This window comes from Holdemania filiformis (assembly GCF_003459085.1).
GTDB lineage: Bacteria > Bacillota_I > Bacilli_A > Erysipelotrichales > Erysipelotrichaceae > Holdemania > Holdemania filiformis.
Genome location: NZ_QRUP01000001.1, coordinates 155,636 through 180,703, shown reverse-complemented (window position 1 = coordinate 180,703; position 25,068 = coordinate 155,636). Strand labels below are relative to the sequence as shown.

General features: G+C 50.2%; 38 protein-coding genes. 37 read left to right on the top strand and 1 reads right to left on the bottom strand.

Annotated elements, in window-relative coordinates; all coding sequences use genetic code 11:
* The first annotated feature begins 3 nt into the window (after positions 1 to 3).
* The 28 genes from DWY25_RS17655 (at position 4) to DWY25_RS00795 (ending at position 16,245) form a co-directional block, all read left to right on the top strand.
* On the top strand, positions 4 to 366 hold the full coding sequence (locus DWY25_RS17655; protein WP_181981632.1) for a hypothetical protein: 363 nt from the start codon (positions 4 to 6) through the stop codon (positions 364 to 366).
* Positions 347 to 721 (top strand): head-tail connector protein, encoded by a 375-nt coding sequence (locus tag DWY25_RS00910; RefSeq protein ID WP_117892525.1) that lies wholly within the window; start codon positions 347 to 349, stop codon positions 719 to 721. The genes DWY25_RS17655 and DWY25_RS00910 overlap by 20 nt, the downstream gene beginning before the upstream one ends.
* Positions 715 to 1,068: a hypothetical protein gene (locus DWY25_RS00905; RefSeq protein ID WP_117892522.1), complete on the top strand. Its 354-nt coding sequence runs from the start codon at positions 715 to 717 to the stop codon at positions 1,066 to 1,068. The genes DWY25_RS00910 and DWY25_RS00905 overlap by 7 nt, the downstream gene beginning before the upstream one ends.
* Complete coding sequence (locus DWY25_RS00900; protein WP_117892519.1) at positions 1,065 to 1,544, top strand: HK97 gp10 family phage protein; 480 nt, start codon at positions 1,065 to 1,067, stop codon at positions 1,542 to 1,544. Before DWY25_RS00905 ends, DWY25_RS00900 begins: the two co-directional genes overlap by 4 nt.
* On the top strand, positions 1,534 to 1,977 hold the full coding sequence (locus DWY25_RS00895) for a phage tail terminator family protein (protein WP_117892516.1): 444 nt from the start codon (positions 1,534 to 1,536) through the stop codon (positions 1,975 to 1,977). Before DWY25_RS00900 ends, DWY25_RS00895 begins: the two co-directional genes overlap by 11 nt.
* Positions 1,964 to 3,238 (top strand): phage tail sheath subtilisin-like domain-containing protein, encoded by a 1,275-nt coding sequence (locus DWY25_RS00890; protein WP_117892514.1) that lies wholly within the window; start codon positions 1,964 to 1,966, stop codon positions 3,236 to 3,238. The genes DWY25_RS00895 and DWY25_RS00890 overlap by 14 nt, the downstream gene beginning before the upstream one ends.
* Complete coding sequence (locus DWY25_RS00885) at positions 3,238 to 3,711, top strand: phage tail tube protein (protein ID WP_117892509.1); 474 nt, start codon at positions 3,238 to 3,240, stop codon at positions 3,709 to 3,711. Before DWY25_RS00890 ends, DWY25_RS00885 begins: the two co-directional genes overlap by 1 nt.
* 28 nt (positions 3,712 to 3,739) lie before the next feature.
* Positions 3,740 to 4,150, top strand: coding sequence for a phage tail assembly chaperone (locus DWY25_RS00880; protein WP_117892506.1), 411 nt, complete (start codon positions 3,740 to 3,742; stop codon positions 4,148 to 4,150).
* Positions 4,151 to 4,167: 17 nt separating this feature from the next.
* On the top strand, positions 4,168 to 4,317 hold the full coding sequence (locus tag DWY25_RS17650) for a hypothetical protein (protein ID WP_181981631.1): 150 nt from the start codon (positions 4,168 to 4,170) through the stop codon (positions 4,315 to 4,317).
* A complete protein-coding gene (locus DWY25_RS00875; RefSeq protein WP_117892503.1) occupies positions 4,317 to 5,777 on the top strand; it encodes a hypothetical protein in 1,461 nt (486 codons plus the stop codon). Before DWY25_RS17650 ends, DWY25_RS00875 begins: the two co-directional genes overlap by 1 nt.
* The gene (locus DWY25_RS00870; protein WP_117892500.1) at positions 5,777 to 6,541 is read left to right on the top strand and encodes a hypothetical protein; all 765 of its coding nucleotides are present in this window, start codon (positions 5,777 to 5,779) and stop codon (positions 6,539 to 6,541) included. The genes DWY25_RS00875 and DWY25_RS00870 overlap by 1 nt, the downstream gene beginning before the upstream one ends.
* Entirely contained in the window at positions 6,538 to 7,479 is a 942-nt protein-coding gene (locus tag DWY25_RS00865) for an XkdQ/YqbQ family protein (RefSeq protein WP_117892497.1), read from the top strand. The genes DWY25_RS00870 and DWY25_RS00865 overlap by 4 nt, the downstream gene beginning before the upstream one ends.
* 1 nt (position 7,480) lies before the next feature.
* The gene (locus tag DWY25_RS00860) at positions 7,481 to 7,789 is read left to right on the top strand and encodes a DUF2577 family protein (protein WP_181981630.1); all 309 of its coding nucleotides are present in this window, start codon (positions 7,481 to 7,483) and stop codon (positions 7,787 to 7,789) included.
* Positions 7,786 to 8,154 carry a DUF2634 domain-containing protein gene (locus DWY25_RS00855; RefSeq protein WP_117892491.1) on the top strand — a complete coding sequence of 123 codons (369 nt, stop codon included), beginning with the start codon at positions 7,786 to 7,788 and terminating at the stop codon, positions 8,152 to 8,154. The genes DWY25_RS00860 and DWY25_RS00855 overlap by 4 nt, the downstream gene beginning before the upstream one ends.
* Positions 8,141 to 9,214, top strand: coding sequence for a baseplate J/gp47 family protein (locus tag DWY25_RS00850; RefSeq protein WP_117892488.1), 1,074 nt, complete (start codon positions 8,141 to 8,143; stop codon positions 9,212 to 9,214). The genes DWY25_RS00855 and DWY25_RS00850 overlap by 14 nt, the downstream gene beginning before the upstream one ends.
* The gene (locus tag DWY25_RS00845) at positions 9,214 to 9,768 is read left to right on the top strand and encodes a putative phage tail protein (RefSeq protein ID WP_117892485.1); all 555 of its coding nucleotides are present in this window, start codon (positions 9,214 to 9,216) and stop codon (positions 9,766 to 9,768) included. Before DWY25_RS00850 ends, DWY25_RS00845 begins: the two co-directional genes overlap by 1 nt.
* 17 nt (positions 9,769 to 9,785) lie before the next feature.
* On the top strand, positions 9,786 to 10,667 hold the full coding sequence (locus DWY25_RS00840) for an Ig-like domain-containing protein (RefSeq protein WP_117892482.1): 882 nt from the start codon (positions 9,786 to 9,788) through the stop codon (positions 10,665 to 10,667).
* Positions 10,667 to 10,948, top strand: coding sequence for a PF13754 domain-containing protein (locus DWY25_RS00835; RefSeq protein WP_117892479.1), 282 nt, complete (start codon positions 10,667 to 10,669; stop codon positions 10,946 to 10,948). The genes DWY25_RS00840 and DWY25_RS00835 overlap by 1 nt, the downstream gene beginning before the upstream one ends.
* Positions 10,929 to 11,195 (top strand): hypothetical protein, encoded by a 267-nt coding sequence (locus DWY25_RS00830; RefSeq protein WP_117892476.1) that lies wholly within the window; start codon positions 10,929 to 10,931, stop codon positions 11,193 to 11,195. Before DWY25_RS00835 ends, DWY25_RS00830 begins: the two co-directional genes overlap by 20 nt.
* Positions 11,196 to 11,197: 2 nt before the next feature.
* Positions 11,198 to 11,350, top strand: coding sequence for a hypothetical protein (locus DWY25_RS17645; RefSeq protein ID WP_181981629.1), 153 nt, complete (start codon positions 11,198 to 11,200; stop codon positions 11,348 to 11,350).
* A gap of 4 nt (positions 11,351 to 11,354) precedes the next feature.
* Entirely contained in the window at positions 11,355 to 12,209 is an 855-nt protein-coding gene (locus DWY25_RS00825) for a hypothetical protein (protein ID WP_117892473.1), read from the top strand.
* The gene (locus DWY25_RS00820) at positions 12,209 to 13,060 is read left to right on the top strand and encodes a hypothetical protein (RefSeq protein WP_117892470.1); all 852 of its coding nucleotides are present in this window, start codon (positions 12,209 to 12,211) and stop codon (positions 13,058 to 13,060) included. The genes DWY25_RS00825 and DWY25_RS00820 overlap by 1 nt, the downstream gene beginning before the upstream one ends.
* Positions 13,060 to 13,482 carry a hypothetical protein gene (locus DWY25_RS00815; RefSeq protein ID WP_117892467.1) on the top strand — a complete coding sequence of 141 codons (423 nt, stop codon included), beginning with the start codon at positions 13,060 to 13,062 and terminating at the stop codon, positions 13,480 to 13,482. Before DWY25_RS00820 ends, DWY25_RS00815 begins: the two co-directional genes overlap by 1 nt.
* A 16-nt stretch (positions 13,483 to 13,498) precedes the next feature.
* The gene (locus DWY25_RS00810) at positions 13,499 to 14,932 is read left to right on the top strand and encodes a hypothetical protein (RefSeq protein WP_117892464.1); all 1,434 of its coding nucleotides are present in this window, start codon (positions 13,499 to 13,501) and stop codon (positions 14,930 to 14,932) included.
* Positions 14,933 to 14,934: 2 nt separating this feature from the next.
* Positions 14,935 to 15,192 carry a phage holin family protein gene (locus DWY25_RS00805; RefSeq protein WP_117892460.1) on the top strand — a complete coding sequence of 86 codons (258 nt, stop codon included), beginning with the start codon at positions 14,935 to 14,937 and terminating at the stop codon, positions 15,190 to 15,192.
* A 5-nt stretch (positions 15,193 to 15,197) separates the two neighbouring features.
* A complete protein-coding gene (locus DWY25_RS00800; protein ID WP_117892457.1) occupies positions 15,198 to 15,464 on the top strand; it encodes a hypothetical protein in 267 nt (88 codons plus the stop codon).
* A gap of 198 nt (positions 15,465 to 15,662) precedes the next feature.
* Positions 15,663 to 15,815, top strand: a complete 153-nt coding sequence (locus DWY25_RS17640) for a hypothetical protein (protein ID WP_181981628.1) — start codon at positions 15,663 to 15,665, stop codon at positions 15,813 to 15,815.
* A 10-nt stretch (positions 15,816 to 15,825) separates the two neighbouring features.
* Entirely contained in the window at positions 15,826 to 16,245 is a 420-nt protein-coding gene (locus DWY25_RS00795; protein WP_117892454.1) for a hypothetical protein, read from the top strand.
* Positions 16,246 to 16,303: 58 nt separating this feature from the next.
* On the opposite strand, the gene DWY25_RS00790 is transcribed toward DWY25_RS00795, so the two are convergent.
* Entirely contained in the window at positions 16,304 to 16,723 is a 420-nt protein-coding gene (locus DWY25_RS00790) for a hypothetical protein (protein WP_117892451.1), read from the bottom strand.
* A 198-nt stretch (positions 16,724 to 16,921) separates the two neighbouring features.
* Here DWY25_RS00790 and ybeY point away from each other — a divergent pair, with 198 nt between their 5' ends.
* The 9 genes from ybeY to DWY25_RS00745 all read left to right on the top strand — a co-directional run bounded on the left by ybeY (position 16,922) and on the right by DWY25_RS00745 (position 24,907).
* The gene (gene ybeY, locus DWY25_RS00785; protein WP_244925897.1) at positions 16,922 to 17,386 is read left to right on the top strand and encodes an rRNA maturation RNase YbeY; all 465 of its coding nucleotides are present in this window, start codon (positions 16,922 to 16,924) and stop codon (positions 17,384 to 17,386) included.
* A complete protein-coding gene (locus DWY25_RS00780; RefSeq protein ID WP_117892446.1) occupies positions 17,387 to 17,734 on the top strand; it encodes a diacylglycerol kinase in 348 nt (115 codons plus the stop codon).
* A gap of 16 nt (positions 17,735 to 17,750) precedes the next feature.
* Positions 17,751 to 18,146, top strand: coding sequence for a cytidine deaminase (gene cdd, locus DWY25_RS00775; protein WP_117892443.1), 396 nt, complete (start codon positions 17,751 to 17,753; stop codon positions 18,144 to 18,146).
* Complete coding sequence (gene era, locus DWY25_RS00770) at positions 18,143 to 19,039, top strand: GTPase Era (RefSeq protein WP_117892440.1); 897 nt, start codon at positions 18,143 to 18,145, stop codon at positions 19,037 to 19,039. Before cdd ends, era begins: the two co-directional genes overlap by 4 nt.
* Positions 19,032 to 19,784, top strand: a complete 753-nt coding sequence (recO, locus tag DWY25_RS00765; RefSeq protein WP_117892437.1) for a DNA repair protein RecO — start codon at positions 19,032 to 19,034, stop codon at positions 19,782 to 19,784. Before era ends, recO begins: the two co-directional genes overlap by 8 nt.
* A 65-nt stretch (positions 19,785 to 19,849) precedes the next feature.
* Positions 19,850 to 21,226 carry a glycine--tRNA ligase gene (locus DWY25_RS00760; protein ID WP_072683476.1) on the top strand — a complete coding sequence of 459 codons (1,377 nt, stop codon included), beginning with the start codon at positions 19,850 to 19,852 and terminating at the stop codon, positions 21,224 to 21,226.
* A gap of 36 nt (positions 21,227 to 21,262) precedes the next feature.
* Entirely contained in the window at positions 21,263 to 23,032 is a 1,770-nt protein-coding gene (gene dnaG / locus DWY25_RS00755) for a DNA primase (RefSeq protein ID WP_117892434.1), read from the top strand.
* Positions 23,010 to 24,236 carry an RNA polymerase sigma factor RpoD gene (gene rpoD, locus DWY25_RS00750; protein ID WP_117892431.1) on the top strand — a complete coding sequence of 409 codons (1,227 nt, stop codon included), beginning with the start codon at positions 23,010 to 23,012 and terminating at the stop codon, positions 24,234 to 24,236. The genes dnaG and rpoD overlap by 23 nt, the downstream gene beginning before the upstream one ends.
* 5 nt (positions 24,237 to 24,241) lie before the next feature.
* A complete protein-coding gene (locus DWY25_RS00745) occupies positions 24,242 to 24,907 on the top strand; it encodes a tRNA (adenine(22)-N(1))-methyltransferase (protein WP_117892428.1) in 666 nt (221 codons plus the stop codon).
* The last annotated feature ends 161 nt before the right edge of the window (positions 24,908 to 25,068 follow it).

Below are 25,068 nucleotides of genomic sequence, written 5' to 3'. Positions count from 1 at the left end.
GCTATGTTACGGATTAAAAGACGCAATCGTGAACTGTTGATTGACGATCGCGACAAAACAACTTATCTCAATGACGGCTACGATGTCATCGACGATAAAGGGCGTATCGTAGAGCCGGCAACTGGCGGCAAGACGATTAGCTATGCCGAGCATTTGGCTGAGATCAATGCGCTGAAAGCGCAGATCGAAGCTGATCACGAGGCAGAAATCAACGCTTTAAAAGCGCAGATCAAGCCAGATCGAAGTGAGGAAGTAACCAACTTGCAGGAGAAATTGCAGGAAGCAGAGAAGACGAGCCACGGGCTGAAAACAGAAATCGGTAAGCTGAAAAGCAAGGAAAAGAAGAATGCCGAAGCTGCGGATTGAGGCGGAAAAACAAGTCTTAGATATCGTGGATCAGCTTGTCTTGCGCAATCCAGAGTTAATGCAGGAGGATCTGACCTCAGCGGTTACGCGGATCCGATCCTCCATCCTCAATTATTGTCGGATCCCAATCCAGGCGCTTGTGCCAGATGAGCTGGAAGAGGTCTGGATAGAGGCAGCGCTGCAGCTGCACAATGCCAGCAAGGCCGCAGATGGACTTAATCAACGGATCAAGTCGATCAGCGAGGGTGATACAACGATACAATACGAGAGCGGATCGGAGACCGTCACGCTGCAGTCGATTATCAATAGCTACAGCAATGAGCTTAATCAGTATCGGAGGCTGTTTCCGTGGTAGCCGCATCAATGGCAGATCTGCTGGATAGCCGGCGAGAGGATAGCTGCACCATTCAGCGGGTCCAGCCATCTGCAGCTGGAGCTTTGGATCGCAATGAGCAATACATCAATGTCAAAACTAGAGTGTGCTGTCACTTATCAGTTAAGACAATGTCTGTGCCGGATGGAGTTGGTCGATATCAAGTGGTCAATGTTTTCCAAGTTTTTTTGCGGCCAGAGGTTGAGATTAAGCAGGGTGATCGGCTGATCGTGACCAAGCAGGGGCTGACTTATGTATTGACTGCGGGCAAAGCGATCCGATACGGAAGCCACTTGGAGGTGACCTGCCAGGAGGTGGCGGATGTATGAGCGATAACATTTTTGCAGAGTTTCTCGCAACGCTCAAAAAGCTGGACGTAGATCTGAAAGAGTCTCAGATAAAGGTAGTCAACAAGGCTATGGATGTTATGCAGCGATCCGCCGTGCAAAATACGCCAGTAGGTAGTTATGACAAAGAGGTTGATTTTACTACCTCTAAAGGGGAACACGTCCATTTTACAACCTCAGTAACTCGCCAGGGCGGCACTCTGCGGCGTGGATGGCATTTAAGCCGTACTTATGTCCGTAAGGATCAGGTGCAAAAGTATCTGACCAACAATGTGGATTATGCTATCTATGTTAATAATGGACATCACATTACAAAGGTAGTAGATGGGGAGCGGATTAACATAGGATGGGTCCCCGGCCAGCTCTTTTTGGAATCAGCAGTAAAAACTGCGGAGAGAGCACTGCCCTGGATTTATGATGCAGAGCTGAGGAGGGTCAAAGCAAAACATGGTTTATGATCTGATACAAGCAATCGCGTCTTGGATAAAATCTCTTTATCATGACGTCAAAATTTATGATGGACCCGTACTGCAAGACATCAAACTGCCTTGCTTTTTTATTACCACGCTGCAGATCGACGAGGTATCCAGTCTAAAAGATTTCTACAGACGCGGCATCCCTTTTGTGGTCGACTACCTGCCTGATGACCGCAAGCCTAACTTTATGGATGATATCTACCAGGTTCAGGACACCTTTGGGCTACCGTTTAGGCAGCTGATTCTTAACGATAAGCAGCTGTGGATTAAAAATAAAACGATCAGCTATGATCGTGAACAGAAAGTCCTGCACATCCAGTTTATGCTGGATATCCGGCAGGCGCTGGATCTCGATGATCCGGCTATGCAAGATTTATCGCTCGAGGAAGGAGTGAAAGAAGATGAACACGAATAAAACCCGGCCGGGGGTCTACGTTAACATCAATGCTGAGCTGACGGCATTGACTAGGGATAATCTCGGTGCCGTTGCAATCCCACTTGCCTTAAACTGGGGCGCTCTGGGGTTTACAGAGATCCAACAGGATCAGAGCCCATTGTATAAGCTAGGCTATCAGCTTAATGACAGTGCCATGCTGCCAGTTAAGCTGATCCTTAAAAACGCTCAGACCGCGCTTGTGTACCGGCTTAGCGGCGGTACCAAAGCCACCGGTGAATTGGCTGCTGGGATTACAGCAACCGCTCTTTACGAGGGCACTCGGGGCAATGATATCAGCGTCCAGGTTAAGGCATTAGAGACTGGATATCAGATCAGCACCTACCTGGACACGCAGGAGATGGATGTCCAGGTCGTTAATACTGCAGCAGATTTTGTGGCCAATGAGTTTATCACGATTATGGGATCGGGCACGCTGGTGGACAAGACAGTTCGTTTGTCGGGAGCTACCGATACTCCAGCTGCTGCTGATGACTATGATTCTTTTTTAGCTGCAGCTAAGATCAAAGATTTCAACATCATTACCTGCACGAGCACCGATCAGTCAATCAAAAATAAGATTGTCGATTTTGTAAAAGCTGAGCGCGCGGAGTCCCACTTGATGCAAGCGGTGCTTGAAAACATGCGGTCGGATAACGAGGCAGTGATCAGCGTAAAAAATGGTTTTGTCTTGGATGATGGCACTGTCGTGACCGCGCAGGACGCCTGTGCTTATGTCGCTGGTGCTAGTGCAGCCGCTGGCAGTACGCAATCGCTGACCTTTGCGGCAGTAGACGGTGCGGTAGACTGCAGCCCGCGGCTGACGGATGATCAGATTAAGCAGGCAATCCTGGATGGTCAGCTGGTCTTTAGCGTGCGGCGTAAAGGTATTGTCATTGAGTACGATATCAATACCTTGTTGACATACAATCAAAAACCTAAGGACTACCGCAAAAACAAAGTGATCCGAGTCATCGATGCGATCCACAGCGACGTGATCAGCATCTATGAGACCAATTACATTGGGCAGGTACAAAACAACAAGGACGGCCGCAATCTACTTAAAGGCACATTGGCAGAGTATCTTAACGGGCTGCAGGCCAGCGGTGCGATCGAAGACTTTGACGCCGCAGAGGATATCCAGGTCGAGGCCCTGACGGATAAAGACTCCGTGCATATCCAGCTGGCAGTCAAGCCAACGGATACCGTAGACAAGATCTATATTGATGTGGAGGTGCAGTAATGGCAAACGTAAAAACACGCATTGAAAACATCCCAATGTGCACCGAGGGTGCGGGATACATTACGATCAATGGGCAAAATCGCAAGCTGTTTGAACTATCCAAGCTTTCGGCCACCGTAGAAGTAAAGACATGGGAAAAGCAGCTACTTGGCAGTCGAATGGAACAAGGTCGAGCGATTGGGCTTAAAGGATCTGGCAGCATGTCTTTTTATCACATGACCAGTGATTTTATCGACCTACTGGCAGAATACAAAAAGACCGGTGTCTTTCCATCAATCACGATCCAGGGCTATCATGACGATCCAGCCTCGGAGGTTGGCCGGCTAGAGGTTGTACTGTATCACTGTATCCTCAAAAAGATCCCGCTGCTTGCGATTGAGGAAGCGGCCAGTGAGACAGCCCCGCAGGACAGCGATCTGATCTTTGGCGACTACGATATTTTGGATAAATTTAAAAAGCCGGTCTCTTATTAGGCCGGCTTTGTCACGTTAAGGAGGCACTATGACAAGTAAAAGCTTAGCTGCATTTTTACAACCCAAGCAGGTACGAAACAAAGAGGTTGTTATCTCTGACCGATTTCTGGGCGAGGATGGCGAGCCTGTACCCTTTGAGATTAGACCCATTCTAACTGATGAAGCTCAGGAAATGATGAAACGAAATATAAAGTCTAAAAAGGACGGATCCCAGGACTTTGATAACTCTGGATACCAAGCGGACATGATCGCTGCTGCCGTCGTGTTTCCGGATCTGAAAAATGCTGAGCTGCAGAAAGCCTACGGCGTGCTGGGAGAACGTGAGCTGCTAATGCGCATGTTGCTGATCGGCGAGTACACGCAGCTGCGGAATGCAGTTTTTGAGCTTGCCGGAATTTATGATGACCTGAATGCGAAAATCGAAGAAGCAAAAAACTGATCAGGCAGGGCGGCGAGATGGCGCTCGCCCACGTCGTCCTGCAAAATCTTAAGATTACGCCTGGGCAGCTGGCGGCGATGCCGCAAGAGGAGAAAGCGTTTATTTACGCTTCCCTTTCTGTGGCTGCGGAAGAAAACAAAAAGATCGCAGAAAGGAGGCATGACTGATGGCAGCAGTCCCATTATCGGCAACATTTATTCTGGATGACAAATACTCAAAAGCTCTGATGGAGATCGTTAAAAATACGCAAAGGGCTGATCAGGCCACCGAGCAAATGAAAGACGCGATCAAAGGTGTGGGCGATAATGCGCAACAGATGGAGTCCAAAGTCATTAACCCTCTGGACAAGATCAGTAAAAAGATGATGGGCTTTGTGTCCATCGGTTACGCCGTCAAAAAAGCCTTTGATCTGATGTGGTCCGGGATCCAGGGCGCAGCAACGCAGCAGGCGCAAAGCAACACGATCCAGGCACTGGTTGGCAATGATCAGCTGGGAGCCGGGATTTATCAGTATATCGGCGATTATGCCAAGAGCAGCGCATTAGGTCGTACTGATTTGGCCAAGGGCTTTACCGCGTTTAACACGGTATCCCGTGACCTGGACGACATGACGCGGTTATTTAAAATGACAGAGCGGCTGTATGCCAAGGATCCAACACAAGGCTCTGAGGGCGCGGTCTTTGCGTTAAAAGAGGCACTGGAGGGCGACACCATGTCGATGCGTAATCGCTTTGGCATCCGCTTAAGTGGCGAGACGCTGCGCAATTACTTTGATACTGGAGACATCTCTGGCGGACTGGATTACATTGATCAGCAGATGGCCAAGTTCGGCGCGACGCAGTCCGTCGTCGATAAAAATACAGGCAACCTGATGGTGCAGCTCAATATGTTTTCTTCCAATTTAAAAGACGCTTTTGGTGAAAACATGACGACCTCGATGCAGCCAGTATTAAACATCATCGGCCGTCTGCAGGAAATGCTGGACGCTGGTAAGTTTCAGCCTTTCTTTGATTTATTCGCAGCAGGGGCAACCTTTGTAGGGAACGCTTTAGCCTTTGTTGTGGATAATGCTGAGGTCTTAGTTCCAGTACTTATTTTCGCGACCAGTGCTTTTGTAGCGCTAAAGATTGCCACTGGCTTAGCCGCGATTCAAGAGGCCTATTTTGCCGCAATGGCAGGCGTTGCACAAAAAGCAGTCATGGGTTTAAACGCGACTCTGCTATTTAGTCCTTTGGGGCTTTTTATAGGACTGCTGGCTGGTGGAGCGGCGCTCTTAGGCTACTTTACATCTCAAGCTAATGGTGCAAAAAATGCGCTTGCCGAAGATCTTAACTATGACCAGCTCAATAAGGATCTCGCGGCATCTAAAGCTTTGGACGTCAACGTTACCAACGATGAACCGATCTCCGTGTCTGGTGATGTACAGATTGAGGAGGATAACCTTAAATATCTGATGGATCTTGCCAACCGGGACTACGTTGCGAAGTTTAGTACCGCTACCCTGGCGCCTCAGATGCAGGTGACGATCGGTCAAGTCAATCAGACTGCAGATATCAACGGCATCACCGATCAGCTGGCCAACGAGCTGACAGCGATGATCAGCAACGAGGCAGAGGGGGCATATTGATGAGCTACTCAATTTTTATCGGTGATCTGCAGCTACCGATCAATCCAGAGACCGTCGTGGACAGCCTGGAGCGTAAGGTCAAGGAGTACGCGGTGATTGGTCAAGGCAATGTCCCGCAGCTGGAGGACACGAGCCTCAAACGTTGGAATTTTGACTTTATGCTTTTAGCCAACAACGATCTAGGCGGTGATAATTTTAAAACGCCGGCTGAGGTGATCGCCTACCTGGAGGATAAAATCAAAAACGGCACCCAGCAGCGCTTGGTAATTTCCAATGGGACTGAGTACGGAGTTTCTGCACTAATTTACATTGAAAAGCTCGAAAAGAAAGAAGTCCAAGATGGCTGCTACGAAGCCGGGCTGAAACTCGTTGAGTATGTAGAAGCCAAGGCAAAGGAGACCGGGATCCCCTATATCCAGCGGCCGGGTATCATCCCGGTGCTTAAGCCTAAAAAGGTACAAGGCAGTGGATACAACGAGAAGACTTCCGCGGATAAGTGGTCAGCCCTGGATCACGTGATCTGCGGTCCTCCAGGGGATAAAAAAGCCAATGAGATTGTCGGCGACTCTTACATCGTAGCCAGTGACTCACCGATCCAATACACCTATGATCCATACAATTACGATGACTCAGCTATACGTGACTACCTTGAGCGGACGGATCAGCCGATTCAATACACTTATCTTCCAGATAAAAAAGAAGAAAGTCAGGAAGAGAAGAACCGCTATCAGGTTAATTGGGGATTGGATGTGTTTATCGGATGAGCTTGCTTATAGAGAGCGGCGGGGTAAAGGATATCGAAAACATCGCTGGTAATGTCACATTGACCAGTTGTTGGAAAAACGGAGCGAGCAAGCTGGAGTTCACGATCCTACCCGATCTCGCTCCATCCAATGGATCATATTTAACGTTTAGCCCGGGTGCTGACATGTTTGCCGGCCGGGTTTTTGCGCACCGACGCACGCAGGATAGACGGATCCAGGTGACCGCTTATGATCAGCTACGGTATCTTAAGGCTAAGGACACGGTCATGCGCAAGCAAATGAGCTTGACACAATTTGTTGAGGTGATCGCGGCCAACCTGCAGCTGCGGGTGGCCGGCTTGGCCAACAGTGTGATCCCGCTGGATGATTATCTCTTTGATAATCAGACCTATCTGGACATGGCGTATCAGTCAATCTCAGATAATCTGATGGCCAATGGTTACTATTATTGTCTGTACGATCGCTTTGGTGCCTTGGCTTTGACTGACCTGCTGGACATGCGGCTGCCGCTCATTGTTGGGGAGCAGTCGTTGGGCTTTAAGTATGAGTACGAGGTCAGCATTGACTCGGACACCTACAACCAGGTCAAGCTGGCTTATGACAACAAAAAGACCGGCAAGCGGGACATCTACATCGCACGGGATGGCAACAACATCGGCAAGTGGGGCGTGCTGCAGCACTTTGAAAAAGTGACGTCAGGGTCCGACGCCCAGCTAATCGACAAAGCCAATATGCTGCTTAAGCTAAAAAACAGAGAGACTGTAACACTGACGATGTCTGCCTTAGGCGATGTGCGTGTGAGGGGGGGCAGCGGCGTCCGTGTGATCTTAAATGACTGCGGGATAGACCTGTGGGCAATCGTAGATAAAGCTGTCCACAAGTGGTCTAACGGGATCCACACGATGGATCTGACGCTGGTCATAGATGGGAGCTTGTGATATGGCGAGTTTATATGATGCGATCAAAAAAGCAGTTGCTGCCTACATGGATAATGCAGGATTAAGTGACTTATTGTATGCAACGCTGATTGATAAATCCGGAGGGATCCGGATCGAGAAAACTGGCGTTGTTATCCCTGCGAGTATGGTTGATCTGCCTGATCAATACACAGACCGGCAGGTAGAGATCACAATTGACGACGTCAAAAAAACAATCACGCTGCACGATCAGCTGCCAGTTGGATCTCGGGTGGTTGTAATTAAAAAGCAAGGCGGTCAGCGTTATGCGATCGTTGGGAGGCTGCCATGAGGTATAAAGCAAAAACGTTTAAGGTGGATCAAGACAGCGGCAGGATCCGCGGGCTTGTGGATGAGCTGGACTCAGTTAAGCAGGCTGTTCAGATTATGCTTTCCGTGCCACGATTCCAGCATGAGATCTACAGCCGAAATTTTGGCCACGATCTACAGGATCTGATCGGCAAGCCTCTGGATTATGTACTCGGAGATGTCCGTCGTATGATCCGTGAGGCTCTGATGATCGACGAGCGGATCATCGAAGTTGATGATTTTGTAATTGATAAAGTAGACGAGAATTTGCAAGTCAAATTTAAAGTCACATCAATTTACGGAGATTTTTATGAGAAAAGGAGTGTGGGTTTGAGTGAAGGATTATGATTACCAGACATTGCTGGACGACGCGCTAAGTCGTGTCCCAGATGGATATGACAAGCGCGAGGGCAGCGTCATTTACACTACACTCGCCCCTGTTTGCTTTGAGCTATCACGCTCTTACTGGCTGCTTACGTGGCTCATGAATCTGTTTTTGCCAGATACGGCGATTGAGGACTGGCTGGATCGATGTGTCGGCCAGTTTGGTGTGGAGCGCAAGCAGGCTGTCAAAGCTCGTCGAGTTATCAGGACTTACGATAACATTGGGAGTCCTCTGGAGATCCCGATCAGCAGCCGGTTTAGGATTAATGATCTTACACTTGCCGTGACGGATAAGATTGATGCTGGCGTTTATCAAGCTGAGGCAGAGATCGCTGGGATCCTGGGCAACCAGTATCAGGGTGATCTGCTGCCGATCCAAAATATCAACAATTTAGGTCGGGCAGAACTGGGAGAAGTGCTGCTTGAGGGCGCTGACGCTGAGACGGATGACTCGCTGCGTGAGCGCTATTATGATCATGTCCGCCGATCGCCGTTTGGTGGAAATGTGGCAGATTATGAGGAGAAAACGCTGGCAATCGAGGGCGTCGGATCCGTCAAAGTATTTCCGATCTGGGGCGGACCCGGTACGGTTTTATTGATGATTGGCAACGCTGACGGCCGCACAGCTTCCGCGGAATTGATCAAAAAAGTCCAAGATCTGTTCCAGCCTGCTGACGATCCTACTGGTGGGCTGGCTCCGATCGGGCACGTTGTGACCGTATCCACCAGCAAAGACAAGGTGATCGATATCACGGCTAGCCTGCGGATTAAGCCAGGTGAGAGCTTTGAGCTCCTAAGGCAAAAAGCGATTACCGAGATTAAGGCTTACATTGAATCGATCCCGTTTGACGAGTCAACCATCTTCCAGAGTCGCGTTACCGTGGCTATTTTAAATGTCTCCGGGATCTTGGATGCAGTTAATGTACAGATCAATGGTGCTGCAGCCAACTTGGCATTAGATAAAACAGCGCAGTCGTATGAGGTGCCAGTCATCGGCACGATCACACTGCAGGAGGCAGGCTGATGGAGCGGCTTGAGCCGGCTAAGACTTATCAAGAGTATTTGCCGGAGCTTTATAGGGAGCTGCTGGAGATCAAAGCTCTGGCCAGTGTGATTGATATTGATATGAGCCATTATTATGAGCTGCTGCGGCAGTTTGTGGATAATCGATACATTATGTCAATGGATGCCGAGACTGTGCAGCGTTGGGAAGCTATCTTTGAGATCGCTAGTCCAATTAAGGATGATCTGCAGTCTCGGCGCCAGGCAATCCGTGCTAAGTTTATGAGTCAGCCGCCAATCAATCTTGACACTCTAAAACGGATCGTTGAGGCTTATCTGGGCGTGCCGGTATCCATTACCCAGCATCTTGATCCTTACGTCGTGCGGATTACTTATCGTGGCCTGGAGAAGCTGCCAGATCTTACGCCGCTGTACACCTCCATCTATGACACGATCCCAGCCAATATCAAGCTGGTGATCGAGTACGCTTATCAGCTGTGGATTGAGGTAAAAAGCGGTAATACCTGGGAGCAGCTAAAAAGCAAAACTTGGCACGATGTCCTTTATGGATTATGAGAGGAGAGTAAAATCTTGTGGCAATAAAAAGTGTAAAGGTGGCTCTTAATGGCCAAACTTACGATTTAACCTACAACGCAACATCAAAAAAATATGAGGCAACAATCACAGCACCCAGCACAACGTCATGGGGGGAGGAAAACCATGTTTACCCCTTAACCTTTACAGCAACCGATGTCGCGGGTAACACCAAGTCAGACACGTCAAAGACGATCAGAGTTAAGGAGACCGTTAAGCCTACCGCAGCAGTCACTGCACCGACAAACGGTTCAACTGTGGTCACAAACAAGCCAGCAATCACGGTACAGTTTAGAGATGCAGGATCCGGTGTGCTGAAATCGTCAATCGTCTTAAAGGTTGACAACACTGCTGTAGCTGCAGCTGATTATACGCTGACGGATGTCAGTGGTGGGGTTAACCTCAGCTACACGCCTAAAACAGCGCTAACCGACGGCAGCCACACAATCACTGCAAGCTGTAGTGATAATGATGGCAATGCATCGACAACGGCCAGCGTGACCTACAAGCAGGATACAACACCGCCAGCCTTAACCGTTAATCAGCCGACCACACCGACAAATAAGTCTGCTTGCACGATCTCTGGTACGACTTCCGATGCGACATCGAGTCCAGTCACAGTCAAGATCACACTCAACGGTACGGATCAGGGTGCGATCACAGTTGATGCCAGTGGTAACTTTAGCAAGGCCCTGACCCTTAGAGAGAGCAGCAACTCCATCGTTGTACGCTCGACAGATGCCGCAGGCAAATACTCCGAGATTACCCGCACGGTTGTGTTGGATACGGTTGCTCCGGTCTTTGGCACGATCACGGTAACACCGGATCCGGTCAATACGGGCGGTACGATTACCATTAGTGTCGAGGTCACGGATGCCTAATGGTCACCCGGGTTTACGGTAACGCCGGCCTATATTATGTAGAGTTTAATAGGATATCAGAGGGATTGTGGACTGCCACGATCCCTTTTCCTGATTCCTGCGAACTGGTCATTGACCTTTATGCCGAAGATGAAGCTGGCAACGTCAGCTATTACGCGACCTACCTGTTGACGTTTGACTCCAGCAAGCTGCAGGTTGAGATGATGCCGCTGCAGTTTGTGCCGGAGCTGATTGGCCAGGGATACAGAGAGGAGTGGATTGATGAACTACATCATCGGTGAGAAAAAATACGCTGGGATCCGAATTAAAAGCGTAACTGGCGAGCCATTTTACATCAAAGAGGCATCATTTGAACTGAGCCGTGACGGCGTTGTGGTTTTAAGCGATGTTTGTAAGATTGATCGACAGAAACAGATCCTCTATGCGTATCTGGCACCGGCTGATCCGGGCAAATATCAGCTGGAATTTACCTATACGATAGGCATTGAGGATATCAAAGCGAGATTCGGGGTGATTGTACGATGCTGACAATGAGCAACATAGAGGTAACACCGACAACGCTTACTACCGGTCAGCAGTTTAAGGTGTCCGTTGAGGTCACGTCAAAAATGACCTGGACGGAACTTGCCAAGACCACTTGGGATAAGATTAAAACTGCGACCTGGGCGCAAATAAAGGGGTGATTTTATGGCAACACAAACAACAAACTACAAATTTACTAAGCCCGCTTTAAGTGAGCCGGCTGACATTGTAGTTATCAATGATGGTCTGGATCAGATCGATGCTGCGTTAAAAAAGGTTGAGGATTCTGTACCTGACAATTACGCGGGCAGCAGCTCTGCGGGTGGGGCTGCAACGTCGGCGGTTAAGCTGCAGACAGCTCGCACGATCGACGGAGTTGACTTTAATGGTGCATCAGCGATTGCGCATTACGGTACGTGCGGTACCGCAGCGGCAACAGTAGCTAAAGTGGTAGCCTGCACGGGATTTAAGCTAGTCACTGGCGCGCGGATCATCGTTAAGTTTACGGTAACCAACACCGCAGCTAATCCGACGCTTAACGTCAACGGCAGCGGGGCAAAGGCGATCCAGTATCGTGGATCTGCAATCAGTGCAGGATATTTGGCTGCTAACAGGACTCATGAGTTTGTCTATGACGGGACAGCATACCAATTGATTGGAGACATAGACACCAATACAACGTATGGTAATGTCACTCAATCAAAAGCAGGTCTTATGTCGGCTGCAGATAAGGTTAAGCTGGATGGCTTAACGGACGAACATGTGATTCGTAACGTCACCTTAACAGCTGCATCATTCGTAGCCAACATAGATAGCTATGCGAGCTTTTACCCATTTTGTAGCGACTATACAGTTGCGGGCATGACTGACACCTGTACAGCCGATTATGAGGTGGAACCTGCTTCTGATGGAGTGATAGAGCGAGGTAACACAATGGCCGGTAAAATAAGATTTTATGTGAGTGAGCAACCCAGCGAAAACGTTGTAATTAATAACATCATCTGGAAGGAGTTGGGATAATGCTATTCGGTGGTGACAAGAAAAGGATCAAGTACGAAGTCGTGAACTTATTTGACGCAAGGCAATCCCCGGGCAGTGTAAGTGGATCGAGGACATTTGACAGACCTGTTTATGTTGATAAGGTTTACATGTCGTGGTTTCGCAGCTACAACGACTACAAAGCGACGGTAACAGTCAAAGTGACGCTCGAAGATGATACTCAACGGACAATCTATTCAATCTCAAACAGCGAGGTTATCGGTGGTGAAAACGCTGTTTTAAATGTCAACAGCAAAATCAAAGCGATCAGATTTGAGATGTTTAGTGGCAGCGTTGGCGGTAATGGTATAGGCTATCAGCTTACTTTTTTAGCGTTAAAAAATTCGGGGGTGGGGCGCTTAAATCTCCTAAAAAGCCTTTTGTTAAGGGACTTTTCAACCTTTTCGCCAACTCGAAAAACCGTCGGAAAAGAGGTGTCGAACATGCTGTTCGGGGGCTCTAAAAGTAGAGGTAATTCCGCAATTCCAGCTGGCTATAAGCTTAAATTCGGAAGCTTGGCTAAAGCAGAAATTGCTAATGTCATCCCCGTCGCGATCAAAATGTCTAACTATCAACATGAGACCTCTCGCACGGGTGAGACGAGTTACGGGTCTTGTACTATGTATGCGACCGGGGGTAATAAAACATTATTGAGTGATTATACCCGAATGGCTGGTAACTGGCATCTAACTGAAGTTAGCGGAGGTGTTTTCTGGCTTCCAGCTTATTTCGGTACTGATGGATTACATTTCGAGGAGCTTAAAACGATCACGGGATTTTCAGGCAGCCCAACTATCGTTGCTTGGCTCGAGCGGACTGGAGGTGGCCGGTAATGCTATTTGGCATGGGGCAATCTGCAGGCATTAAGCAGCTGATCACCAAGATTAAGCCAACCCGTGTAGCAGCTACTTTTAGCTCAACTGGCAGCACTGTTGGAGGAGGCACGCGTACATTACTGTCGCCAGAATTTCCGGAGGCGATACCGATTACTTACAACTTTACCTCGCGTATTTACAATGGCGGGGCGACTGCTGGTGATACTCAGACGCTAACAGTTTATTTTCTGATCGGTGATACATGGGTGCAGCAATTTACCCAGAGCCTATATCGCACAAACCGCGATTGTACCATCTCTAAAAGTTTCACAAACCTTGATCCATCGTTTAAGGTTCGGCAGATCAAAGCTGTATTACATTTTGGAGATAACAATTTTGTTCAGCTTGATTGCGGGATAAGTGTCAGGGTCGAAGTATAAAGATTGGAGGGATAACATGGACTACACCTCAGATGCTGACCTCTGCCAATGGGCTGAGCAGCAGCTTAACCGTAAAACCATCTACCAGCTCGGCGGGATCGGTAGATATGACTCATCGGGCCGCCGAGTGTTTGACTGTGTGGGATTGATCAAGTGCTTTTTATGGCATGATTACGGTCCGGGTAACGCCGGTTATTATGGCAAGACAGCACCGGATATCAATGCCGATCAGATGTACGCTAGAGCGACGGACAAAGGCTCGATCAGCACGATCCCAGACATCCCAGGACTGCTGGTTTGGCAGCGTGGGCACATCGGGATATACATTGGCAACGGCCAGGTCATCGAGGCCACAGCTAAGCGATGGGGATCCATCGGCGGTTGCGTTGTCAAGTCACAATTCAAAGATAAAACCGCGGCGATGTACCGCGGATCGTGGACACACTGGCTCAGGTGTCCTTTTTTAATGTATGAGGAGGGAGCTAACATGTATTTAAAACCAGGGTATCAGAGTATTGCCTGGCAAGGCCAGACAATCCACGTCTACAAGCGGAAGGACGATCAGGAGATCGGCTTGATGTCAGCCGGCGGGGATAAGGTGCTTAAGACTATTGACAAAATCGACGATGATCACATCCATCATTGCAAGGTCAACTGTAGCTACTTTGTCATGTCTGGATCCGACAGGGGCACTGTTTGTGGGCGTCATCAGGGATTTACCGCAGACGGCCGGCCAGATCAAGTCGAGTGGCTTGATGTTGTCGTGACAAAGGATAACAAGCTGATCGCCGGCGATCTGGCCAGCTGGGAGTACCCGGGGGATGAGGTCAAGGTCGGCTACAGCCCAGCGTGCATCGTCCTGCTGGATGGCAAGGATGTGACGATGGTCTCCAGCGGCTCCGGTCAGTCTAAGTACACAACTGCCAACACTCAGACACTGCACATGCGTGATGCCGACGGTGTTGACGTCTTTGCTGTTGTCTCTGGCAAGCTCAACGGTGTCGCCTGCAGGCAGTTTGCCAAAGCCTATGGGATGACTTACTGTGCAATGCTGGACAGCGGTGGCAGCTCTCAGATGATTGTGGACGGTGCTAAAATGGTTTATACCGGTAGAGCGCTGCCAAACGTACTGACGTTTTACAAGATCGAGGAGCAGCCAGAGCCTGATCCACAACCTGAGCCTACACCAGAGCCCGCTGCTGGGATGTCCGTTGTGGTAGACTCCATTGGTCTTCGGGTACGCAAAACGCTGTCCTTTACCAATAGCAGAGCGTCTGGTGAGATCTTGGCAACGATCCCGATCGGTGGTACTGCAAAGCTGATCCGGTTTTTACCTGGTATCAAACCAGACGGGTATCAATGGGTAGAAGCGGAGTATAAGGGTATCCGCGGGTACTGCCAGTATGACTCGCACTGTTATTGGATTCGAGAAAACGAGGAGGAAAACTAAAAATGGAAATCACAGAAATTATCACTCAGTTTTTAATGCCGCTGGTGCTGGCTGCCTGCTATGCAATCGGTGCAGCTCTTAAGTCTACGGAGCATTATCCAGACAAGTACATTCCGGCCACCATGCTGATCATTGGCGCGGTGCTTGCGCCGCTGGCAACCGGTGACTGGTCAGCGGAAACCATTATGATCGGCGCGATCTCCGGCTGGGCGTCTACAGGTCTTAACCAGACGATTAAGCAGCTGTCCAACAAGGAGTAAGCCCCATGACGGAGTGGGGAGTGGTAGGGGTGCTGATCGCCGTTGTTGGCTTGTTTTTTACAGTAGGCAAGCCGGTGATCAACCTCAATACCAGTATCACAAAACTAACGGTAACCGTCGATCGGTTACAAAAGGATTATGATGACCTCAAAAAGAGAGCTCACGAGGAGGTCAATGACCTGGCCGTAAAAAACTCCGACAGTCATCGCAGGATCCATGATAAGCTGGATGATCATGAGCAGCGGATCACGGATCTGGAGCATGGCCTTTAAATAACAAATACCCCACCTTCCTTAGCCGGAGGGTGGGGTATTTTTTGTCTGTCTGTATATAAACTGTTTAGTTACCACAGTATGAAGTTAATGAAAAAGCTTATCATTTTTGTGGTGACGTGATATATTATAAGTGTAAACGGCAAGTATTGAACAAAGATCAATGCTTTTTGAGTTTATATGAAGGGAGGATTTAGTATGTCACGTCTACCTAGCTCCTTTTTCACGAGGGAACGACCGGTTGTAGCAGCTAAAGAATCTTTAAAAGATATTACACCAATCAAATGGAGTAAAGAAGTTATTGCCGGTACAAAAAAAGTAGTAGTTAAACAAGATCCTAAACAGAAGTGAGGTGTGTTTTATGTGCGAAATTGGGGATATCATTGTCGTAAGAAACTATTTAACAGAGGACGGAAATCGTTCATTCCGTCACTCTTTTATTGTGGTCGAAGATCAAGGCGGTGATATCTTCGGGTTTTCTTATGATTTTGTCGCTAACGTTATGTCATCCATAAAAGATGAGAAGCATAAGGAAAAGAAAATTAGATTTATAGAAAATCTGTTTATTAAATCTGATGATATGCTTGTTGAAAATTCAAATCATAAGGATGCTTACATAAAAGCAGATCAGCTTTACTATTTTGATAAGAACAAAACGGATTATATAGTGATCGGTAAGGCTGTTCAAGAAGTTATGGATGAGTTGATGAAACTGCTGGAAATACTCGATGAAAAGGGAAAATTGAAAGTCATTATTGAAAATTTGAAAGAGTCCGCTTAAATCTATTGGCATTTATTGACCGAACACCCCACCTTCCAATGCCGGAGGGTGGGGCTTTTTATTTTGTCTTGCTTAATACGCGATAGAGCCACTCAACTTCATCAAGCATCTCACGATCCTCGTCGTACTTAAACTTTTGCTTTGGCTGTATGTCACAACCGCAGGACGTCACTCGCTTACCGGTTAGCTCAAATCCATACACCTTGATCATATCCCCACAGCTACATCGGCAGAGATAACGATTATCCTTGATACCGTCGGAAGAGATATAAGGATCGAGCTTTGCAATGACAGTTAGTCGGCTAAAAACAAATCCCGTCAAATCGTGGATCACTATCCCCGGGTGGCGCTGCTTATAATGCCAGTAATCGTGATCTGTCTCACGTTCTGTGTAATCGCGTTTAAGCCGTTCTTTTTTTAATCTGGCGGCTGCAAGTTTCCGCTGCCGGTGTTGCTCAATCTTCCATTTGTCCTTCATATAAATAAAGTATAAAGTTCTATCCTTATTATATAAACTGTTAATATTTGTCACTAGATTGTTACTAACTTTGCTTTTTTGGACAATTTTGCTATGTATAAATAGTTAAGCAAAAGCCTTAAAATAAGCGAGTAAAGCACGTATCATTGCTTATTGAATTATGCTATAATAGCAATGCAAAATCAAGAGGTGAAGATGATGATAACCTGTACGTTTGTCAACAAGACAAGGGAAAAGCAATGGAAAGAAAATTATCCGGATTTCCAGCGGATCGCCGAGCATGCGCTGGAGGTCTTAAACAAGCAGGGCGACTATACCATTTCAGTGATTTTCGTGAAGTCCCGCAAAATCCATGAGATCAACCGTGATTACCGGCAGGTCGACCGGCCGACGGACGTGATTTCGTTTGCGGCATGTGATGATCAGGATGAATTTGAGCTGATCGAGGAAGCGGAAGTCGAACTGGGCGATATTTTTATCAACGTGGAAGCCGCGATCAGTCAGGCCGAAGAATATGGCCATTCGCTGCGTCGGGAAATCTGTTTCCTGTTTACACACGGGCTGCTGCACTGCTTCGGCTACGACCACATGCAGCCGGATGAGGAAAAGATCATGTTCGATCTGCAGCATGAAATTCTGGATCCGCTGGTGCCGAGGGTGTAAATGCGCGCGCTGATCAAAAAATTCAAGCCGGCGCTGAACGGACTGGCTCTGGCGGCGCACGACCGCAGCGTGGCGATTCAGCTGGGCTTTGCGGTACTGGCCGGACTGGTCGGGCTGGGGCTGGGCTTCGTCTTTTGGGAATGGGCGCTTGTGATTACGCTGGCGGCCCTGGTCATCACAGCGGAGATTTTGAACACGGCGATCGAGCGGCTGTGCGACTTCGTTCAGCCCAGGCAGGATGACCGCATTAAAACGATAAAAGATCTGGCGGCGGGCGCGGTGCTGTGCGCATCCCTGGCGGCGCTGATCGTCGGGGGGATGATCGTCATCCGCCATCTAATAAGATAGAACAGGAGAAACAACGATGTACGAAAACTTAGTCAGCGAAGCCTTTGAGGCGATGAAATCCGCGTATGCGCCGTATTCCAACTATCATGTCGGCGCCTGCGTGTTATGCAGGGACGGCCGCACCTTTCGCGGCGTGAACATTGAAAACGCGTCCTACGGGGCGACGAACTGCGCCGAGCGCAGCGCGGTGTTCGGCGCGTATTCCTACGGTTACCGCAAGGCGGACATCGCGGCGCTTGCGATCGTCAGCGATGGCGCCCGCATCGGAACGCCGTGCGGCATCTGCCGCCAGGTGCTCAGCGAATTGTTGGAAAGCGATACGCCGATCATCCTGTCCAATGGGAAAGAAACGATGGAAACAACGATGGCCGAGCTGCTTCCGATGAGCTTCGGCATGGAGGATCTGGCGTGAAGAGCGGCTTTGTCGCTTTGATCGGCCGGCCCAATGCCGGCAAAAGCACGCTGCTGAACGCCCTGGTCCAGCAGAAGGTCGCGATCATTTCCCCCAAGCCGCAGACAACCCGCAATTCCATCCGGGCGATCCGCACCGATGCCGATTCGCAGATCATTTTCGTCGACACGCCGGGAATTCATAAGCCGAAGCATGAGCTGGGCACCCAGATGAATAAGGAAGCCTACTCCGCGGCGTCGGGCGTCGATTTGATCTACTACCTCGTCGACGGCTCAGTGCCGTTTGGCAGCGGCGATGAATTCGTTTTGAATACGCTGCGGCAGATGCATCTGCCGGTGTATCTGATTCTCAATAAAATTGATCTGCTGGAAAAAGAACAGCTGATCGATCTGTTGCTAGCGTGGCAGCGGCGGATGGATTTCAAAGAGATCATTCCGATCAGCGCGAAGACGCAGAACAACCTGGATCAGCTGATCGAAGTCACCAAGAATGATTTGACAGACGGCGTTCAGTATTATCCGGCCGACCAGGTCTGCGACTATCCGGAACAGTTCATCATGGCGGAAATTATCCGGGAAAAGGTGCTGCTGCTGACGGAAGAAGAAGTGCCGCATTCCGTCGCGGTTGTGATTGAAAGAATCCGCAAGAACCGCGAGCATCTGATCATCAACGCGATGATTCTGGTCGAACGCGATTCCCAAAAGGGCATCATCATCGGCAAGCAGGGCCGGATGATCAAGCAGATCGGCACGCTGGCGCGGGAAGAACTGCAGGGGCTGTTGGGCGAACCGATTTTCCTTGAATTGTTTGTCCGGGTGGAAAAGGACTGGCGCAACAAGAAGGCCAAGCTGCAGCAGCTGGGGTATATCCAGACGGAGCTGGAGGATGAGTGAAGCCCGGATTGAGGCGGTGATCCTCAAGCAGCAGGACTATCGTGAAAACGACGCGCTGATCACGGTGCTGTCGAAGGACTATGGCAAGCTGGGCTTCGTATGCCGGGGCATCCGCAAGATGGCGAGCAAGAACGCCGTTTCGTGCATGCCGTTTGTGCTGTCGGAGCTGATGTTTGATTACAAGGAACAAGCCACGCTGTTTTCACTAAAGAGCGCGCGCGTTCTGGCGGCGCACCGGCATATCCGCGAAGATTTGGAGAAAATGACAATTGCCCAGGTAATGTGCGAGATTGCCGACAAGCTCCTGGAACAGGGAGAAAGCGATCTGGAAGCGGCCGGCGAGCTTTATGAATTGCTGAGCGTCAGTCTGGACCGGCTGGACAGCGAGGCCGACAGCTATCTGATTTTAGCGCAGTTTACCGCGCTGGCCTTAAAAACCGAAGGGATCGAGCCGGTTGTCGACGAGTGCGTGCTGTGCTCCAACACCCAGGTGCAGACGATCTCTGTTGAAGACGGCGGTTTTCTGTGCGCAGAGTGCGCGGCGATGGTGCATGCCCGGCCGATGGAGGTCGGGGCGCTGAAACGTTTCCGTCTGATCAACAAGGCGCAGCTCGTTCATTTTGCCCAGCTGCGGCCGTATGGTCCGTGGACGAAAAAAGACGCGGAATTGCTGGTCGAATTTTTAATGCTACACAGCGGTGTAAAGCTGGAAAGTTGGCGCTTTCTGGACCGTTTAGCCAATTGACGAAAAGCGCTGATTTGTACTATAATAAACTTTGTCTATAAAAATAAAGAAATGGGGAATTGATCATGGCAGTGAAACAATTTGACACGATCGTCGCGCACGCAAAAAACTCCGGTTTTGTGTTCCAGGGCTCCGAAATTTACGGCGGCTTGAGCAACACCTGGGATTTTGGTCCGCTCGGCGTTGAGCTTAAAGACAATATCAAACGGGCCTGGTGGAAGAAGTTCATTCAGTCCCATCCGAATAACGTCGGCATCCAGGCCGCAATCTTAATGAATCCGAAGGTTTGGGAGGCCAGCGGCCACTTAAAGGGCTTCTCGGATCCGCTGATGGACTGCCGTCACTGCAAGACCCGCCACCGCGCCGATCATCTGATCGAGGAGGCGACGGAAGGCAAGGTTGTGCCGGAGGGCTGGAGCAACGAAAAAATGATGGATTTCATCAAGGAAAACCACATCGCCTGCCCAAACTGCGGCAGTCATGATTTTACCGATATCCGTCAGTTCAACCTGATGTTTAAAACGTTCCAGGGAATTCTGGAAGACGCGAAGAGTACGATTTACCTGCGGCCGGAAACGGCCCAGGGCATGTTCGTCAACTTCAAGAACGTCCAGCGCTCCATGCGCCGCAAGCTGCCGTTTGGCATCGGCCAGATCGGCAAGAGCTTCCGCAACGAGATCACGCCGGGCAACTTCATTTTCCGCACCCGGGAATTCGAGCAGATGGAAATGGAATTCTTCTGCAAGCCGGGCGAGGATTTGCAGTGGTACGAATACTGGAAAAACTTCTGCATGAACTGGCTGACGAACCTGGGCCTGACTGCTGAAAGTCTGCGCTTCCGCGAGCATACGCCGGAAGAGCTGGCGTTCTATTCGAAGGGCACCAGCGATATTGAATATCTGTTCCCATTCGGCTGGGGCGAGCTGTGGGGCATTGCCGACCGCACGGATTACGACTTGAAAACGCATCAGGAGCATTCCGGCGAATCTCTGGAATATCTTGATCCGCAGACCAATGAAAAATATCTGCCGTACTGCGTAGAACCGGCCGTCGGTGTGGAACGGTTGATGCTGGCGTTCTTATGCGACGCTTACGACGAGGAAGTTCTCAATGAGAAGGACACCCGCGTCGTGCTGCACCTGCACCCGGCGCTGGCTCCGGTCAAGGCTTGTATCCTGCCGCTGTCGAAGCAGCTTTCCGCTTCGGCGAAGGAAATCTATGCCCAGCTGGCCGACAGCTTTGTATGCGAATATGACGAAGCCGGCAGTATTGGCAAGCGTTACCGCCGTCAGGACGCTATCGGCACGCCATTCTGCGTCACGATCGACTTTGATACCGAGAAGGACGGCTGCGTCACCGTGCGCGAACGCGACAGCATGGAGCAGGTGCGGCTGCCGATCAGCGAATTGCAGGCGCATATTGAAGCGTCGCTGAAATTCTGATCAGAATCCGTTCGGTACGAATAGGGGGGATGACGAATGCGCCTGAGCGATGAAGAAATCACCGCGGTCAGAAACAGCGCGGATATTGCGGAAGTCATCGGCCACTATGTGCCGTTAGTCAAAAAAGGCCGTTCCATGGCCTGCGTCTGTCCTTTCCACGACGATCACGACCCGTCGCTTTCGATCTCCCAGGACAAGCAGATTTATAAGTGCTTCGTCTGCGGAGCCGGCGGCAATGTGTTTACCTTCGTTCAGAATTATGAAAAAGTCAGTTTCCCGGAGGCCGTGGCGAAGGTTGCGGAAATCAGCGGCTACAAGCTTTCGTTTGATCCTTCTGCCTTTAAAACGCCGGTCGATCCGAGGAAAGACGCATTATATAAGGTGTTGGCGGAAACGATCCGCTACACGCATTATCAGCTGGGAGCGCAGGCGGGAACGCCGGTGCGCGAGTATCTGGCCAACCGCGGGATCGACGAGGCGACGATCGAAAAGTTTGAGATCGGCTGGAACGGTCCGGGCGATGAGCTGCTGCGGTTTCTGCAGGCCAAAGGCTACAACGAGCAGGACATGGTCGCGGCGAATGTCGTCCGGCTGAACGAGAGCGGTCTGCACGATGTGTTCGCCAGCCGGATCACGTTTCCGATCCACGACTCGCTTGGTAATCCGATCGGCTTTACGGCCCGCAGTATGGATCCCGAAGCGCAGAGCAAATATATCAACACGACCGAGACCGACGTCTATGTCAAAGGTCATACGGTCTTCAATTATCACCGCGCCAAACAGCCCTCCCGTCAGGAAGGGCGGGTGCTTTTATGCGAGGGTGTCACGGATGTGCTGGCCTTTTCCCGGGCGGGAATGGACAACGTCGTGGCGACGCTGGGCACGGCGTGCACCAAGGAACAGCTGCGCTTACTGCGGCAATGCTCGCTGCATCTGACATTTTGTTATGATGGCGATAAGGCCGGGCAGAACGCGACCTACAAGGCGGCGAAGCTGGCCCGCGAGGCCGGCTTTGAGGTCGGCATCGTCAGCAATCCGACCGGACTGGATCCGGATGAAATCCTGCGCCAGCACGGCGCGGAAGAACTTCGAGCGATGGTCCGCAAGGAGCTGACGTGGATGGAATTTGTCTTTCAGTATCTATCGACGCGTTATGATCTGGAAAACTATTCCGAAAAGAAAGAATTTGCGCTGAAGGTGGAAGAAGAAATCAAACAGCTTAGCGATGAATTCGACCGCCAGAACTTTGCCCATCAGCTGGAGCAGCTGACCGGATTTCATCTTGATCCGGGCGCGGCGCCGGCCCCAAAATCCGACAATTCCGGTTCCGGCCGGGTAAAAACAGTTCCGATTCGTTTAAATCCGTCGCGAGATGGTAAGACTAATGCAGAACACCTGATTCTTGCGCTAATGCTTACCCGCCGCGAAGCGGTAGAAATGTTCAAAGAAAAACTCGGTTTTCTGCTGAATGAAGAAAATCAGCAGCTCGCGATGATGATCCTGGATTACAGCCGGTCTCATCCGCAGCTGCAGATAGCGGATTTCATCAGTACGATCGACGAGGAAGCGCTGAGACAAAAGGTTCTGGATCTTTCAGAATGGGAGTGTCCACAATTTACGCCGGAGGTCATGGACGGAGCAATCCGCCGCCTGCAGCGGTGTATGCTGGAAGAAAGAATAAATGATCTGAAACAACAGATCCTGCGCATCAGCAATCCGGAAAGCCAGGCTGCCCTTCTCCATGAACGGATGCAGCTGCAAAGAGAATTAAGGGGGTACCTTGATGAAGAAAAACACCAAGACTAAGGAGACAAAAATGCCAGTTTACAAAACGTTGGACCAATTAAAGGAAGAATTCAAAAAGACCTATCTTGCGGACAAGGTCGTTTATCAGAAGGACGTCATGGATGCCCTGGAACATCTCGATCTGACGGATAACGACATGGACGACCTGTACGAATGGTTCGCCGCGGAAGGCATCGACATCAGCGAGGACGACGATATCGAAGAACTGGAAAATATCGAGATTCCGGAAGCGGGAGCGATGACCCAGGATATCGGCGACGATCTGGAATTCCTGGCGGAAGATGCCGGGGAAGATTTTGACGAGGAAGTCGAGGACGTGGAAGTCCCGATCGATCTCACCGAAACTTACAGCAGCTCTCCTTATGTGCGGATCAACGATCCGGTGAAGATGTATTTGAAAGAAATCGGACGGGTACCGCTGCTGAATCCGGAAGATGAACCGGAAATCGCCCGCCGGATCCAGGCCGGGGATGAGGAAGCCAAGCGGATTCTGATTTCATCCAACCTGCGTCTGGTCGTTTCGATCGCGAAGAAATACGTTGGCCGCGGCATGTTGTTTCTGGATTTGATCCAGGAAGGCAACATGGGGTTGGTCAAGGCGGTCGAGAAGTTCGACTACACCAAAGGTTTTAAATTTTCAACGTATGCGACATGGTGGATCCGCCAGGCGATCACCCGTGCGATTGCCGACCAGGCCCGGACAATCCGAATCCCGGTACATATGGTAGAAACAATTAACAAGCTGACCCGTGTTCAGCGGCAGCTTGTGCAGGATCTGGGCCGGGAACCGACGGCTGAGGAAATCGCGGAAAAGATGGAAAACATTACGCCGGACAAGGTTCGCGAGATCCAGAAAATTGCGCTGGAGCCGGTTTCGCTGGAAACGCCGATCGGCGAGGAAGACGATTCCCATCTGGGAGATTTCATCGAGGATAAAGACGCGATGTCGCCGGATCAGTACGCCAACAATCAGCTGCTGAAGGATGAGATCAACAACGTCCTGCAGGGGCTGACGGAACGTGAGGAAAAGGTGCTGCGGCTGCGCTTCGGGCTGTATGACGGCCGGACGCGCACCTTGGAAGAAGTCGGTAAGGAATTCAACGTTACGCGTGAACGTATCCGTCAGATTGAAGCCAAGGCGCTGCGCAAGCTGAAACATCCGACCCGCTCCAAGCGGCTGCGGGATTTCGTCGATAAGAACTAAGGGTTATGCTGAGCGTCCGACTTAAAGCGATTGCCGACTGTGTTCCGGAAGGGACGATCGTCGCCGATATCGGAACGGATCACGCCTTTCTGCCGGTGGAACTGATTGCCTCCGGAAAGATCAAAAGAGCGTATGCCTGCGATATCGGAACCGGACCGTTGGAGCATGCCCGCGCGACGGTGGTGGAAGCCGGGCTGCAGGCGCAGATTTCGTTGATTCTGACGCCGGGCCTGGAGAAAGTGCCGCAGGATGCACAGGTCGCTGTGATTGCCGGGATGGGCTGGATGACAGCCAAGGAAATTCTGGAAAACGATTTTGAACGGCTGGGACAGTTTCAGCGGATTCTTGTGCAGGTCAACCGCGAGGTGGCTTCGCTGCGCCGCTGGATCATGGATCACGGGTTTGAAATTGTCACGGAGAAGCTGGTGCACGACCGGCATTACTATCAGATCGTCGGTTTCCGCAAGACATCTCAGCCGGTTGTTTATACCGAAGCCCAGCTGCAGTACGGTCCGTTTCTGTTAGAACGCCGGGAACCGGTCTTCATCGAATATTATCATTACCGGAAAGCCAAGTTGGAACGGATTGCCCGTCAGATTGAGGATCCGGATAAGCGCAGCGAGATCCTGCGTCAGATCGAGGATATGAATGCGGTGATTTTAAACCGCTAAACCTAAATAAGCAGAGGGAAGGACCTTACGGTCCTTCTTTTCTTATGCTGCAGATTGAATTTCCGATGATGGAGATGATCGAAGTCAGACTTTGTTCCTTGGTCAGTCCTCTCATCGGCGAACCCGCTCTGAAAGGACAGGGGTCTGGACTTTGATTTCAA